Annotated in this window: 10 protein-coding genes; 5 read left to right on the top strand and 5 right to left on the bottom strand. The window is 65.4% G+C overall.

Annotated elements, in window-relative coordinates; genetic code table 11:
• Positions 1–223: 223 nt before the first annotated feature.
• Positions 224–1831, top strand: a complete 1608-nt coding sequence (locus GT613_RS13105; protein ID WP_021410107.1) for a LuxR C-terminal-related transcriptional regulator — start codon at positions 224–226, stop codon at positions 1829–1831.
• A gap of 36 nt (positions 1832–1867) precedes the next feature.
• On the opposite strand, the gene GT613_RS13100 is transcribed toward GT613_RS13105, so the two are convergent.
• Together GT613_RS13100 and GT613_RS13095 are read right to left on the bottom strand one after the other, a co-directional pair.
• The gene (locus GT613_RS13100) at positions 1868–2563 is read right to left on the bottom strand and encodes a peptidylprolyl isomerase (RefSeq protein ID WP_021410112.1); all 696 of its coding nucleotides are present in this window, start codon (positions 2561–2563) and stop codon (positions 1868–1870) included.
• Between the two features lie 96 nt (positions 2564–2659).
• Entirely contained in the window at positions 2660–4183 is a 1524-nt protein-coding gene (locus GT613_RS13095; protein ID WP_009306140.1) for a helix-turn-helix transcriptional regulator, read from the bottom strand.
• Positions 4184–4444: 261 nt separating this feature from the next.
• Here GT613_RS13095 and GT613_RS13090 point away from each other — a divergent pair, with 261 nt between their 5' ends.
• The 3 genes from GT613_RS13090 to GT613_RS13080 all read left to right on the top strand — a co-directional run bounded on the left by GT613_RS13090 (position 4445) and on the right by GT613_RS13080 (position 7718).
• The gene (locus GT613_RS13090; RefSeq protein WP_009306139.1) at positions 4445–6097 is read left to right on the top strand and encodes an FAD-binding protein; all 1653 of its coding nucleotides are present in this window, start codon (positions 4445–4447) and stop codon (positions 6095–6097) included.
• A gap of 10 nt (positions 6098–6107) precedes the next feature.
• Positions 6108–6785 (top strand): cytochrome c3 family protein, encoded by a 678-nt coding sequence (locus tag GT613_RS13085; RefSeq protein ID WP_021410109.1) that lies wholly within the window; start codon positions 6108–6110, stop codon positions 6783–6785.
• Between the two features lie 150 nt (positions 6786–6935).
• The gene (locus GT613_RS13080; protein WP_021410110.1) at positions 6936–7718 is read left to right on the top strand and encodes a 4Fe-4S-binding domain protein; all 783 of its coding nucleotides are present in this window, start codon (positions 6936–6938) and stop codon (positions 7716–7718) included.
• A gap of 11 nt (positions 7719–7729) precedes the next feature.
• Here GT613_RS13080 and GT613_RS13075 read toward each other — a convergent pair whose 3' ends face one another.
• Positions 7730–8707, bottom strand: a complete 978-nt coding sequence (locus GT613_RS13075; RefSeq protein ID WP_021410111.1) for a hypothetical protein — start codon at positions 8705–8707, stop codon at positions 7730–7732.
• Between the two features lie 515 nt (positions 8708–9222).
• A complete protein-coding gene (locus tag GT613_RS13070) occupies positions 9223–11046 on the bottom strand; it encodes an FAD-binding protein (protein WP_021410108.1) in 1824 nt (607 codons plus the stop codon).
• Positions 11047–11314: 268 nt separating this feature from the next.
• Between GT613_RS13070 and GT613_RS13065 the strand changes: the two genes are divergently transcribed.
• On the top strand, positions 11315–12796 hold the full coding sequence (locus GT613_RS13065) for a LuxR C-terminal-related transcriptional regulator (RefSeq protein ID WP_021410105.1): 1482 nt from the start codon (positions 11315–11317) through the stop codon (positions 12794–12796).
• Between the two features lie 450 nt (positions 12797–13246).
• On the opposite strand, the gene GT613_RS13060 is transcribed toward GT613_RS13065, so the two are convergent.
• Complete coding sequence (locus GT613_RS13060; protein WP_009607960.1) at positions 13247–14146, bottom strand: DmsC/YnfH family molybdoenzyme membrane anchor subunit; 900 nt, start codon at positions 14144–14146, stop codon at positions 13247–13249.
• Positions 14147–14152 lie beyond the last annotated feature (6 nt).

Below are 14152 nucleotides of genomic sequence, written 5' to 3'. Positions count from 1 at the left end.
TACGCTCGGCACGTTTCCGGCACATCTGATGGGCGGTCGGATTTTTCGCAGGACATCTGACGTTGAATAGGATTTTCCAGATCAGACCCCTATCGGATGCTCCATCCGATTTGATCGACGTATGAAATTGCGTATGATGCTACTTATGAGTTTTGTTGCAAACGGGAGGGAGCCGCGTCGCTCGGCGCGGCCCGTGGCATGAACGCTGGGGAGAGAGATGCACATGCAATACGGAACCAAGGGCGAAGGCCGGGACGGCGCTACCGGCGGCCTTCCGAACGGAGGAGAGGGCGGCCAGGCGGCGGAGGCGGCGGCGGATACGACCTCCGCGGAACGCGACTCGCGCACGCTCGACTACCTGATAACCGTCATAGGGTTCGGCTTGTGCCGCGCATGGATCGTGTTCTGCCTGGGCGCGCCGCTCATCGCAGGCGCAGCATCATCTTTCACCTGGGCCTACCTCTTGTTCGGCGCGCTCAGCGCGCTGACCGTGTCGTTCGTTGCAAATCGAAGCGGCAAGCGCGAGGGCGTCGTGCGCGTCGCGCTGTTCCGCGCAACTCCGGTAGCCCTTGCTGCAAGCGGCATCATCATCCCCGTGGCGCTAGCCCTGAACAGCGAGGCGCTCATGATCGTCGGGTTCGTAGCCGGCGGCTTGGGAGCGGGGCCCTTGCAGGTGCTGTGGGGCGACCGCTTCGCCCGCCACGCCACGTTGTTCGCCGCCGTCGCTTCCCCCGCGGCGGCCATCGTCACCGCGCTCGTCGCCGGCATGTCGAACGATCATACGAGCTTCATCGGCTTCGCGGTGATACCCCTGTTATCGTTCGGCTTGCTGCTGTTCGAAGCGAACCGCACCGGCCTGTCGTGGAGCGACCTCACGCAGAAGCCCAAAGAGGAACTCGCGGTCGAGAACGCGAATGCCGACGACCCCTCGGCCCGCTCGACGTCTCAAAGGGACGCCGAGGAAGAACCGGGTGCGAAGTTCGGCGTGGGCAAGCTCATGTTCTCTATCATGACGTTTTCGTTCCTGTGCCGCTTGTTCGATGCCATACCCGCCTACGACGACCCGTTCGCGTTTGTCGGCGGAAGCGCAATATTCGGACTCATCGTAGTGGGCGTGGTGTTCCTCGTCATCGTGGCGAAGCTGCGCGAGCGCTTCAACGCCGCACTCACCTACCGGCTGTCGTTGCCCATCATGGTGGCGGGATTCGTCGCCATCGCGCTGTTCTTCGACACGCACGCCGCCATGTCCATCCTGCTGATCAACGCAGGCTACGAGTTCTTCGACATCCTCACCTGGGTGCTGTTCGTAGACGTATCGCGTCGACGCAACGAGAACGCGCTGCATATCTTCGGGCTGGGCGTGGCCTTCATGTTCGCGGGAATGGGAGCGGGAACCATGGCGGGCAGGGCGTGCGACGCGATGATCGCCAGCGGGGACATGCAGATCTCCGCCGTGGCCATGTTGGCCACGCTGTGCCTGGTGGTGGTGGCGTTCATGGTGCTGCCCGAAGGCGTGGTGGCGCAGCTGTCGCAAACCATGCGCACAAGCCGCAAGGAAAAGGACGTCGAAGAAGCACCCGCCGTCGCGGTTGCCGATGCGGGCGCGGGGCGGCTCGAGCAGCACTGCGCGAGCGTGGCGAGAGATTACGGCCTGACGCCGCGCGAGAGCGAGGTCATCGTGCTTCTGGCGTACGGTCGCACCCTGTCCATCATCGCCCGCGACTTGCAGATTGCAAAGGGTACCGCCCGCACGCACATCGAGAACATCTACCGCAAGCTCGACGTGCATAAGCAGCAAGAGCTGATCGATCTGGTTGAGACGTACGAATAGGCGAGGGCGACGCCGCCCTCGCCCGATAGGAACCAGCTACTCGGCCGCCGTTTCCGCCGCGGCCGCTTCGGCTTCGGCCGCCGCTTCGCGCTCGGCCTTCTCGCGCTCCAGATCCTCGAGCACTTCCTTCGGCGACTTCGGACGCGGCAGCTCGTGGGAGATCGCCTCGGCCAGCGCCTCCTCGTCGGCGCCTTCGATGACGATGCTTTTGATCGCGTCGCCCACCCCCAGCTCCTGCACCGTATCGATACCTTCGATCACCTGGCCGAACACGGTGAACTTCTCGTCGAACTCAGGCTGCTCGGACAGCGAGAAGTAGAACTGGCAGCTACCCGAGTTCGGCTCGGACTTGTGCGCCATGCAGAGGCTTCCCAGCACGTGCTTGTTGTTCGGGTTGGCCTCCCACTCGTCCACGATGGTGTAGCGCGCGTCGCCTGTGCCGGGATGGATGCCGCGGATCATGCCGCGCGCCGCCGCGTCCACCTGCGCAGGCCCCAGCGTGCGCGTGGTGGGACAGCCGCCCAGCACCACGGAGCCCGGCTTGTGCGCGTGGAACTTCAACTTGTCGTAAAACCCGCGTGCGGCGAGCTCGATGAAGTTGCCCGCGGTCACGGGCGCGTCCTTGCCGGCCAGTTGTACGCGGATCGTGCCGCGCGACGTCTCGATGACGGCAACCTCGTTGCCGTTGGGAATATAGTACGGGGTGTATACGGGCAGAACGATGCGTCCCATGAAATGCCTCCTTGTGTATGTCGAACCTTGTGCATCCCCCATGATACCCGCGCCCCGATCCCTTGCATCAGATGGAGCATCGTATTTTTGCTCCGATCAGGCGTCATCCGAGATAGCGAAGCCCTCGACGAGATCGATGAGCTCCTGTTGCTTGTGCACGCCAAGCTTCGCGTATACGTTCTCGATGTGCGTCTGCGCCGTGCCCTTAGCTATCTGCAAGTCGCGCATGACGATAGCCAACGTACGCCCGCGCGCCAGCAGCACGAGTACCTCACTCTCGCGAGGCGTCAGACGCCGCTCGACCGCTATCGCCTCGCAACGCCTTTCCAATGAAGAAGCAGGCGAGATCTTCGATGAGGACTCCGCGCGCTCCCCCGTAGCGCCCTCGTTGCGCTCGCCACCTCGAAGGCGCCCTCGCCGGCCAACTACTTGAGCGATCGTCCCTTCCGGTATAACGAGGAACGCCGTCACCACCAACACGGTGACGCATAGAATGCCAACCGTGGACATCTGCACGTCTCCGACCAGCAGACGCGCGTGAATCTCGCTTCCCGCGAGATAGCCCAAGCCCATGCCGCACAATGTTGCGGCCACCCCCCACCCGAACACCCGATAGCGTCCGCAAGCATCCACGCGCCGCTTCGCCAGATCGACGAACAGTATCCACGTTACGATATCGAACAGCTCGTAGCCGATGCCTATGAGCAGCACGGACAGCGCCCAATGGTCATAGAAGAACAGCGAGACAATGGCCATGCCCAGCGCCATGAGCGGAAGCGACAGGCGATACGCAAACACGGGCTCGAAGCGATCCCCGCACAAGAACGCGAACAGCAGAAACAGGACGCCCACCACCGCCAAAGCGAATACCGAGCTGCCGCCGAACACGACGAAAGGATCGACCACCCCTTCGCCGGGAAGCGAGTCGAATACGCGGCATAGGAAACTGAACACCCCGATGCTCACCATCAGCTGGGCGATGGATTTGCGCGACAAGGCGGGCCGATCCCGTTCGGGCTGCCTTGCCGGCTCGACCGAGACCCCGTCGAGCGACTGCTCTTTGTCGATGCGCGAAGTCTCCACCAGCAACAGCACGAACGACATGATCGGAAACACGAAGAACGCAAGAAACCCTCGCTCGCCTATGACGAGGGCAATGAGCAGCGCGATGACGACGGCCGTGGCAGGATAGCACGCAAGCGCGAACGGCACGGGGCGGCGAGCGTACTCGTTTCCCCACAGCACCTGCAAGAAGCTCGAGGCAGCGCCTCCGACGACCACGAGCGCCGCCAAGGCGATCGGCTGACCGCACGCCAGGGCTATCGGTGTCGCAACAGCGCATGACACGGTAAGCGCCCCCGTCAGACCGCGCATTCGCGCCTCGAATCGATCCTGCGTTGCAGCGCGTCGCGCTGCAACGGCAACGCCAGCGGCAGCGGTGGAGCCGGCAAGCAGGAACGCCCAGTTCGAGTTCGTCACGAGCGTCGTCACTGCAGCTGCGGAAAGGCACAATACAATCCATGCTCGGCAGAACGCAAGACCGAGCAGCACGATATAGAAATCCAACGATTTCCAGTCAGGGCAAAATGCCGTGAGCTTGTTCCGCAGACACGTCCCCATTGCTCCCCTCTTTCATCGAATCCCGCTTCCCTTGCGCGGTGCGGCACCGTCCCCTGTGCCCAGTATAGCAATCTCCTCTTCATCGCATATCGGATGGAGCGCCCTAATGGCTCCGCCCCGATGCTTCCCACCTGCCGATCTCCCGACAAGGAAAAAATAGGGCGTCGAACTCGATGGCAAGCGAACGCATCCCGCGTACGGTAAACGAAGTCGCCGACCGTTCAAGGCGAAACCAAAACAATGCAAGGAGAAGGAGAGGCAATGAGCACGAAAGAACAGGGAGGGCTGTCGCGCCGCTCGTTTCTGAAGGGAGCGGGCGTCGCTGCCGCCGCTGTGGCAGGTTCCGCCGCGCTGGCCGGCTGCTCGTCGGACGCAGGCGCGTCGCAGGAGTGGCTGCCGAAGAGCTGGGACTACGAGTGCGACCTCTTGGTCATCGGCTACGGAGGCGCGGGCATGTGGGCGTCTCTCATCGGCGCCGACGAGTGCGGACAGCAGGTGCTCGTGCTGGAGAAGGCTCCGGTGCGCGGCGGTGGCAACAGCTCCATCAACAACGGCGAGTTCGCCGTCATCAAGGACGCTGAGGGCATGCGCCAGTACTGGCACGAGATGACGCAAGACGTGGACACGCCCTCGGCCGTCATCGACGCCTGGATCGAAGAAGGCCTGCGAAACTGCGAATACGCCGACAAGTACGAACTTGAATACGACATCAACGAGCAGGCCATCGCAGGCACCATTCCCGAGTACTCCTTCCTGCCGGGCGGTGCGGGCTGCCAGTCCATCGCCGACCCTCCGGGATTCGGCATGGCCTCGTTCGAGATCCTCGACCAGAAGCGCAAGGATCTAGGCATCGAGGTGCTGTTCGACTGCCATGACGAGCATCTTATCCAGAACCCCGACACTAAGGAGATCGTCGGCTGCACCACGATGATCGGCTCCGAGGAGAAGACGGTCAAGGCTCGCAAGGGCGTCATCCTCTGCACGGGCGGTTTCGAGTTCAACGAGGATATGAAGCGCAAGTACCTCAAATGCTACCCCTTCAAATTCGAGGGCTGGAAGTACAACACAGGAGACGGCATCAAGATGGTCGAGGAGGTAGGCGGCAAGCTGTGGCATATGGGCATGGCCGGCGCTATGTACGGCATGTGGACGCGCGATCCCGAGAACGACTTCCTCATCCTCATCATGCCGCCGGATCAGACATTCATCTACACCGATCGCCTGGGGAAGCGCTGGGTCGACGAGATGCGCATCGGCTCCCCGCACAACGGATGGCACGCGTTCACGCACTTCAACGACGAGATCTGCGACTACGATCACTGCCCCAGCTGGTGCGTGTTCGACCAGACGCTGTTCGAAGCCGGCCCGATGTCCACGCGCCAAGGCGACTGGTTCGAGTGCGGCAACTTCACCACCATGCTCCCCGACGAACTGCGCGACTGGGAAGGCTGGTCCGACGACAACCAGGCCGAAGTGGACAAGGGTTGGATCATCAAGGCCGACACCATCGAGGAGCTCGCCGCCAAGATGAAGGAGATCGACAAGTGGATGGACGTCGGCACGCTCAAGGCCACCATCGACACTTGGAACCAGGTCTGCGAAAACGGCGAGGATCCCGAGTTTCACCGCTCGCCCGCCACACTGAACCCGCTGAACAACCCGCCGTTCTACGCCTACACGGTGTATCCCGGCTCGTGCTCCACGCTCGGCGGCGCAATGAAGAACGAACACGGCCAGGTGCTGGACGTGTTCGCAGAACGACCCATCCCGCGTTTGTACGGCGCCGGCAGCTTCGGCAACATCCACTCGCATACGTACGGCATCACCGGCGGCAACGTGGCCGAGAACATGATCTGGGGACGCATATCCGCCCGTCACGCGGCGTCGCTCGACGCGTGGGACGAGAAGAAGTAAGGAGAAGCGCATGACCGTGCAAGCACACACCGCCGACCGGCGCCTCGTCGTGCTCGCCGTCCTCGGCGTCGTCCTCGCGCTCACGGCCGCGATGTGGACGCTCGCGGGCTGCGCGCCGAAGGCGGAGCCCTCGGCTCCGGCGGCGTCCGAGCAGAAGGACGGGAACGGCGGCTCTTCGGCCATGGACGGCCAGCCGGTGAACTGGACGATGGACTCCGACTGCTCGATGTGCCACACCGTCGAGGCCGCGTCGGCGACCGACGCGTCCTGCCCGCAGGCCTCGGCCCACGAGGCCGAGGGCGTGACCTGCGTCCAGTGCCACACCGACGAGGCCGCGCTCTCGACCGAGCACGCCGACGTGAAGTTCGGCGACAAGGCCGCCACCAAGGCGACCGTGGTCACGGTGGACCCCGAGACCTGCATCTCGTGCCACGGCACGATGGAGGAGATGGCCGCCAAGACCGCGGACTCCACGGCGCTCACCGACGACAAGGGCACCACGGTGAACCCCCACGACGTCCCCTCGAACGAGAAGCACGAGGAGAACCCCGCCACGTGCACCGACTGCCACAACAACCACTCCAAGGATCTCCCCAAAGACTCGATGCGCTACTGCGCCCAGTGCCATCATCGGGGAACCTTCGAATGCGGCACCTGTCACGAGCTTCGCGAACGCGCGACAACGTAGGACATCCCGTTCACAGGGCGGCTTTCTCCCGCCCCCCCACTTTGAAGAGCCCGGCACCCCCTCCCGCCGGGCTCTTCGTCGTTCGGCGAACGCCACCCGGGCATGAAAAGGAGTATCATCGTGGGGTTGTCGGAGAAGAGAGGAACCGTTATGCCGTCGATCGTTCGCGTCGCGTATTTCAGCCCCACGCATACCACCAAAACCGTCGCGGAAGAGGTAGCCGGCGCGCTGGCTGCGCCGCTTGGCGCTTCCGTCGAGATCGTCGATCTCACGTTGCCGGGGCATCGTCCGGCCGACGTCTCGTGCGGCGCCGACGACGTGCTGGTGTTCGGCTTCCCGGTGTACGCCGGGCGCGTGCCCGCGCTGCTGCGCGACGAGTTCGCACACCTGATCGGCCAAGATACGCCCGCCGTGATCGTGGGGCTGTACGGCAACCGCGACTTCGACGACGCGCTGCTGGAAGCCGCCGACCTGCTAGGCGAGCGCGGGTTCGACGTGGTGGCGGCGGGCGCGTTCATCGGCGAGCACTCGTTGACGGCCCGCGTGGGAACCGGCCGCCCCGACGACGCGGACGTAGCCGCAGCGCAGCGCTTCGGCCGAGAGCTGGGCGAGCGCCTGGCGCGCGGAAGCCGTCTGCCCCAACCCGCCATCAAGGGAAACCGCCCCTACAAAGAGCTCAAGCCCGGCGCCGACGTGCGCCCCATCACCACCGACGCGTGCACGAGCTGCGGCATCTGCGCGGCGCGCTGCCCGCTCGGCATCATCGACGAAGACGATCCCGCGCTCATCGGCGAGGGCTGCCTCCACTGCTGCGCCTGCGTGAAAAGCTGCCCCGAAGACGCGAAATACTTCTCGAGCGAATCCACCGACGCGGTGATAGCCATGCTGGAATCGAAATGCCTCGAGCGGAAGGAGCCGGAGCTGTTCTGGTAGGGCGCGCCGCGCTAGTCCAGCAGCGCTTCGCCCAAAACCGAGTCGAAGCGCACCGACGTACCGTCGGCGTAGGCTACGTTCCACACGCGGTAGTCGAGATGCTCGGGTACGCCGCCCGCTTCGAGCGCGCAGGATTCGCCCGACGTATCGACATCGCCCTTCGCACGACCAACGGCCTCGACCTCCGTCACGCTCGCTGCGACATCGCCGGCATCGGCGTCCGCCGCGCGCTCCTCGGCGGCGATGTCCGAGGGATCAACGCCCTGGCGCAGCGCAGCCTCCGCTTCGGCCACGGCTTCGGCAAGCTCGCTGTCCGTGGGCGCATCGCGCTTCGACTGCGAGCCCTGCAGCTCGTCGGTCCACCCCTCGCCCGTCGCAAGGTCCACCTCTTCGGAATATCGGTCGACTTCCTGCGTTTCGGGACGGTGCGCCGCCTCGTACAGCTGCGATTCCAGATAGTTGGTACGATGCGCGTCGGCTACCTGCGCCTCGATGCTCGCGCACGCGGGAATGCGGATGGCGGCGATGGCATCCGCGCCGAACGCACCCCCCGCAAGCAGCTGGCGCGCACGGGCGACGAAGCCGGCAGCCTCGGGCGGGATGGAGGAATCCTTCATGCGGATGGCGATGACCGGCCCCGCGCCGAACTTCACCTCGGCCCAGGTGAACGGCACCGGCTGCTCGCCATTGTTCTGCCTGGCATCGTTCTCGCGCGCCACCAGGGCAGACGTCTCGGCGAACTCCTCGTCGAGCCACGTGGCCAGCGCATCGCGCCACAGCGGATCGTCGTCGGCCTCGGCGGTGACCGTGTCGTCGCCCAAATCGAACCGCAGCACGTTCGCGCGCTGCGAGCCCTTCGCGGCGCGCACCACCTCGGTGGGAGCGACGGCCGTGAAGCGGCGCGCCATCTCGACGCTGTCGCCGCCCTGGTAGCTGTCCTCGTCGAGGACGATATGCAGTTGCACGGGAGGATGGATGGATGCGGACATGGAGGTTCCTTTCGACGCAAGCCGAACGTCGGCGCGCCCGAGGCGGCCGAAGCGCTTCGGCGGAATGTTCACTACCAGCGCATTGTCGCCCATGCCGCCGTGCGCGCACCACGCATCGCGCGCGCGTTGCGCAACCGTTGCGACCTAGAAACCGGTTTTAGGGAGAAGGCCTCCGGAGCAGAACTTGCATGCGCTTCTGCATTTTTTTCGACTTCGTGGCAAAACAGACGTAGCGCCACCAGGGGCTTTGCCGCATCCGCCTATCGCCCTTCACGAACGCGCTTTCTGACAGCAGCAAAAGACCTGATGAGAAGGCCTCTCGCAAGACCACTCTTGCCACGAAGTCGAAAAAAATGCAGAAACACCTTCCGATTCCGCTTTCGAAGAGCGAGGGGGGGGGTCGAAGAACGCGCGCCAGAGCTCAGAACGCGAAAAAGCCGCCGCTCCGGGAGGGAGGGGCGGCGGCTTCAGGGGATGCAGGCGCCGCGGGATGGCGGCACCTGCGAGGGGAACGCTTAGATGTCGAGGCTGGGGATCTTGGCCTCGGCGTCACCACCGGCAGCGTTGATGCCGGCGATGCGGCCGAAGGTCACGCAGCGGCCGTGGCCGATGCCCGGCACGTACGTGGGATAGTCGCCCGCGCCGAAGAACTCGCCGGCAGCCGAGCCGCACACGTACAGGCCCTCGATCGGCTGGTCCTCGGCGTCGAGCACCTGGGCATCCACGTTGGTGCGCAAGCCGCCGCACATGGTGAGCAGGCTGGCCACCAGCTTGCCGGCGTAAAACGGCGGGTCCTGCACCTTGCCCATGACTTCGGGGCGCTTGCCGAAGTCGAGATCCTTGCCCAGATCGCACAGCTCGTTGTAGCGGGCGACCGTGGCTTCGAGGTTCTCGGGAGGCACGTCCATCTTCTGCGCGAGCTCTTTCAGCGAGTCGGCCTTCACGGTCTGGCCCTTCTCGATCTCGCCTTCGAGCACGATCTGCTGGGCTTCCAGGTTGTACTCGCCGCCCACGGGCTGCGTGAGCTGGCCCCACTGCAAGCCGCCGCCGAGGCCGGCGTCCATCTGCGTCTTCACCTGCTCCAAGCCGTGCGAGTCGTAGATGGTCCAGGCGTCCTTCTGCGTCTGCAGCGCCTTCGTGACGCTCTTCGACTGGGTGTTCACGTCCTCGTTCTTGAAGCGCTTGCCTTCCCAGTTCACGTGCAGGAAACCGTAGCTGGCCGCGCCGAAGTCGAGGTGCATGACGGCCGCGTGCGGCTCGGACTTCTGCATGGCGGCACCCGCCCAGATGGCCTGCTTGTGCATGTCGCCGGTGTCGCAGTCGGGCGGATTGTAGAAGCGCCCGTCCATGGCGTAGGCGGTCATGGGCGAGTAGTACTGGAACATCTCGTCGTCGGCTGCGTAGTCGCCCGAAGCAATGACAACCGATTTCGCGTTGATCTGCATGTACTCGTCCTTGCCAGTGGAAACGATGGCGCCGGTCACCGGGCCGTTGCCGTCGCGAACCAAACGCTCGCTCTTCGTGCTCCAGCGGATCTCGCCGCCCATATCGGCGATCGTCTCGTACAGCGCCGGCACGAGCACCGCGTTGCCGTACACGTCGCCCACGCCCGAGCCCTGGTAGAACGTGAAGTTGATGGTTTCCTCGTACTTGTCGGCCTGGTAGAAGATGTGCGTGACCGGGTACTCGGTGTAATCGGGGCCCTTGTAGTAGCCGTCCCACAGAAGCGCTTCGAGGTTTTTCTTGGTGGCCAGGTCGTACAGCCAGTCGAAGCACGCACCGCTCTTGCGCGCGAACTCCCACAGCAGCGGCTCCTTCACGCGGCCCTGCGCCCAGTTGATCCAACGTCGCACGACGTTGTTGTAGTTCGGCTCCTCCAGCAGACCCTGGTCCACCAGGCCCTGCTGCACCTTGGTGTGGAAACCGGCGATGTGCACGCCGCGCGCGACCACCGTCTCGGGGTTCTTGTCGATGGTGATGACCTTCTTCGCGCCTTCTTCCAACGCGGCGATGGTGGCGCAGCAGCCGCCCAGACCCGCGCCGATGACGAGCACGTCGCAGTCCTCGGTGTTCGCGATCTTGTCGGCGGAGATGGCTTCGGGCGCGATCTCCCAGCTGTGCATGCCGGCCACGTCGGGGCCGGCCGAGGCGCCGCTTTCGGCGACCGGCATGCCGCCCGTCGTTCCGCCCGACGCACCCTCCGTCGTCGCCTTGGCCGCATCGCCGCCGCTTTGCGGAGCGCACCCCGCCAGCCCGGCAACCGCCGCGCCCGCGAGCGCGGTGCCGCCCAGACCCAAGAACGCACGACGCGAAAGACCCTGCTTCTTCTCTTCCTCCATGAGTATTCCCTCCTCCGTTGCCTACCCGCGGCCCCTTGTCGCCGCGTTGCCCCGACTGTACGCCCGACCTTGCAGGTCATCATCCCGTTGGCCGGGGGAACTTCGCCTCCCCCGCCCGATTTCCCCCTACCTGGGGGATGCCTTTTCGCGCAAGCGATGCTGAAAGGGTGACGCCTGCGCGTATAATCTCTGGCGGGGAAAGCTGCCGAAACCGCCCGCCCGCGCATCGCGCGGCAGAGGCGGCCGATGCATGCAGGGGAGGATGCGGATGACACCATCGTTGCGCAAAGAGCTGTGGCGCACGCCCGATTTGCTGGGGTTTGCGGCGCACTGGACTTGGATCTGGTGCGTGTTCTGGAGTTCGCTGTTCTACGCCGAGGGGACGCTGCTCAACTCGTCGGGATCTGCCGGCGCGGCCGCAGGGCTTTCGACCATCGCGTTGGAGCCGCTGTGGGTGACCTCGCTGCTGGCGAACGTGGTGACCATCGCGTTCCTGCTGCTGCTCTCGTATTTGAGGAACCCGCTTTCCGACGTAAGATGCCTCCCCGCGCTCGCCGCTGCGCTCACCGCGCTGGGCACGCTGGCCATCTCCCATCCGTCGCTCGTGATGACGGGCGGCGGTGCCTCGACCGTCTACCTGGCCGGCTCGCTGCTCACCGGCGTGGGCAGCGGCATCGTCGTGGTGCTGTGGGCCGAGCTTTTGGCCTCGCTGGGGTCGCAGCGCACGGTGAACTACAGCGTGGCGGCGCTGCTGCTCGCAGCCGTGGCGTACCTGGTCATCAGCCTGCTGCCCATCGACGCGGCGCAGATGATCGTAGCCTTGCTCCCCCTGATCAGCATGGGGTGCTTCGTCCACTTCAAGCGCAGCGTGCCGCGGCCGCCGCGCGCCATGAGAAACGTGCGCGTGCGCGCGGTGCCACCCATGCGCATGATGGTGATCGCCGTGTTCTTCGGCGTGTCGTTCGGCGTCATGAAGGGGCTTATCGCACCCGTGGGCGACGAATGGATCGGCGTGCGCGACCAGCTGAACATCATCGCCATCGCGGGCGGGGCGCTGGCCGCGTTCGTCGCGATGAGCGTGTACAAGATGGACTTCGACCACCTGACGTACCAGATCGCGTTGCCGCTCATGGCGGCAGGGTTCCTGTTCCTGCCGATGCACGAGCCTTGGAACGTCATCGGCACCGCCGTGCACCAGTTCGGCTACCAGTACTTCTACATCGTGCTGTGGGCGCTGTGGCCCGTGCTGGCTTCGCGCGGCAGCGTGCCTACGGGATGGGTGGTGGGCTGGGGGCTGCTGTGCATCCAGCTGGGCCAGTTCGTGGGATCGGTAGCCGCCGCCATCGCGCTCACGTTCGTCCAGAGCGACCTGGGGCTGGCCATGGTGTCGGCCGGGGTGATCTTCGCGATCCTGATCATCGCGCTGTTCGCCATGGGAAGCGGCTCGGCGAACACGGGCTGGGGCTTCGTGAAGCCCATGGAGGAAGCCGACGCCGCGTCCGATTTCGAGAAGGCCGGCACGCGCCTGGCCCGCCGCTGCCGCTTGTCGCCGCGCGAGATCGAGGTGTTCTTCCTGCTGGCGAAGGGCCGCAACCGCGCCTACATCCGCGAGGAGCTGGTCATCGGCGACGAGACAGTGAAGAGCCACATCAAGAGCATCTACCGCAAGGCCGACGTCCACTCGCAGCAAGAGCTGATCGATCTGCTGGAACGCGAGAGCAGCGCGGACGAGCCGAGGGGACGGGGCTGATCGACGTGGCGAAGAGGCGGTGTGACGGCTCGCCTCCGCTCCTCCTCCGCCACGTGGGCGCAAATGGGCAGCCATGACAACTTGCGCACGCTTGGAACGCGCTTCTAAGCCAGATCGCCCGCATTAGGCCTGGTTGCGTCTCGAACCTTCGGCAACGTGCGATCTCGAACGATGCGAGGATTGTCATAGGGTATCGATTTGCGCCTATGCCGAAGAACCCCGGGACCTCGAAGCCCCCTTCGAGGGCGATCCGTCGTTTGCAAGGGGGTTTGGGGAGACGAACCGCGCTCGGAGGGGGCTTCGGGGTCGGAGGGGTGCGGAAGGGGCGGAACCCGGATGCTTCACGTGAAACATCCGTTCTTTTGCTGCCGATGTTTCACGCGGAACAATTCGCCCGGGGGGGCGGGCCGGAGGCCGCGCCGCCCGGACCGGCGGCGCGGCGGAGCCATCCTAGTAGAACATGAACACGCTGAGGCCGAGGTTGTAGAAGGCCACGCGCATGCAGACGGCGCCCGCCAGGGCGGCGATGATAGCCACCGGGGCCCAGAGCCTCCAGTTGCCGGAGCGCCTGCCCATGAAGGCCGCCGCGAGCGGGACGATAGCGCCGACGGCGACCGCGCCGAGCCACAGCAGGGGCGCTTGCGCGCCGACCGTCGCCGCGGCGTCGGCCATGGCCTCGGTCGGATGCGTCGGGTCGAAGTAGTAGCCGACGTCGGCGAAGGAGCCGGCGGAGAGCTGGAGGAAGATCGCGAAGGCGAGGGCGGCCAGGGCGTTCGCGGCGGCGCCTACGAGGGCAGCGAGGCCTGCGGGAGCCCCGGCGTCGGCCGCGCGCCCGGCGGGCTGACCTGCGGGCGGCGCTGCGGCCATGAGGAACGCGAACGTCGCCGGTCCCAGCACGCAGGCGTTGCCCAGGACGTAGAGGATCCACAGCACGCTATCCCACGCCGGCCTCGCGGCCATCGTGTACGAGTGCGCCATCACGGCCACCAGCGCGACCGACAGCGCGACCGACAGCCACGCCAGCCACTTCGGCACGCTCGCGCCGTCGTCGGACTTGCGCAGCATGACCAGGTAGGCCACGGCGACGGCCGCCAGCACGACGATGGCGATCAGCTCCTGGGTGATGCCGCTCGTCAGGTGGCCGAAGCCGTTGAAGATGCGCTCCCAGTGCTCGAGGTGGAAGAACACCGCGATCCCGCCGACGGCCAGAAGGACGGCGCTCGCGATCCAGGCCGGGACCTGCGCCTTCTTCCCGACGCCGAACGCGGCCATCAGCGCCTGCGTCCCGAACAGCCCCGCGCTCCACGCCACCAGCGTGGTGAACACGATCAAAGGCCACTGGAGCTCCATTATTCA

The sequence above is a fragment of the Eggerthella sp. BIOML-A4 genome (assembly GCF_009875575.1).
Classification (GTDB): Bacteria; Actinomycetota; Coriobacteriia; order Coriobacteriales; family Eggerthellaceae; genus Eggerthella; species Eggerthella lenta.
This window is presented reverse-complemented; position numbering and strand designations above follow the sequence as displayed.

Coding starts and splice junctions, on each gene's coding strand:
- GT613_RS13105 (WP_021410107.1), top strand. CDS start 224: ATGCAATACGGAACCAAGGGCGAAGGCCGGGACGGCGCTACCGGCGGC.
- GT613_RS13100 (WP_021410112.1), bottom strand. CDS start 2,563: ATGGGACGCATCGTTCTGCCCGTATACACCCCGTACTATATTCCCAAC.
- GT613_RS13095 (WP_009306140.1), bottom strand. CDS start 4,183: ATGGGGACGTGTCTGCGGAACAAGCTCACGGCATTTTGCCCTGACTGG.
- GT613_RS13090 (WP_009306139.1), top strand. CDS start 4,445: ATGAGCACGAAAGAACAGGGAGGGCTGTCGCGCCGCTCGTTTCTGAAG.
- GT613_RS13085 (WP_021410109.1), top strand. CDS start 6,108: ATGACCGTGCAAGCACACACCGCCGACCGGCGCCTCGTCGTGCTCGCC.
- GT613_RS13080 (WP_021410110.1), top strand. CDS start 6,936: ATGCCGTCGATCGTTCGCGTCGCGTATTTCAGCCCCACGCATACCACC.
- GT613_RS13075 (WP_021410111.1), bottom strand. CDS start 8,707: ATGTCCGCATCCATCCATCCTCCCGTGCAACTGCATATCGTCCTCGAC.
- GT613_RS13070 (WP_021410108.1), bottom strand. CDS start 11,046: ATGGAGGAAGAGAAGAAGCAGGGTCTTTCGCGTCGTGCGTTCTTGGGT.
- GT613_RS13065 (WP_021410105.1), top strand. CDS start 11,315: ATGACACCATCGTTGCGCAAAGAGCTGTGGCGCACGCCCGATTTGCTG.
- GT613_RS13060 (WP_009607960.1), bottom strand. CDS start 14,146: ATGGAGCTCCAGTGGCCTTTGATCGTGTTCACCACGCTGGTGGCGTGG.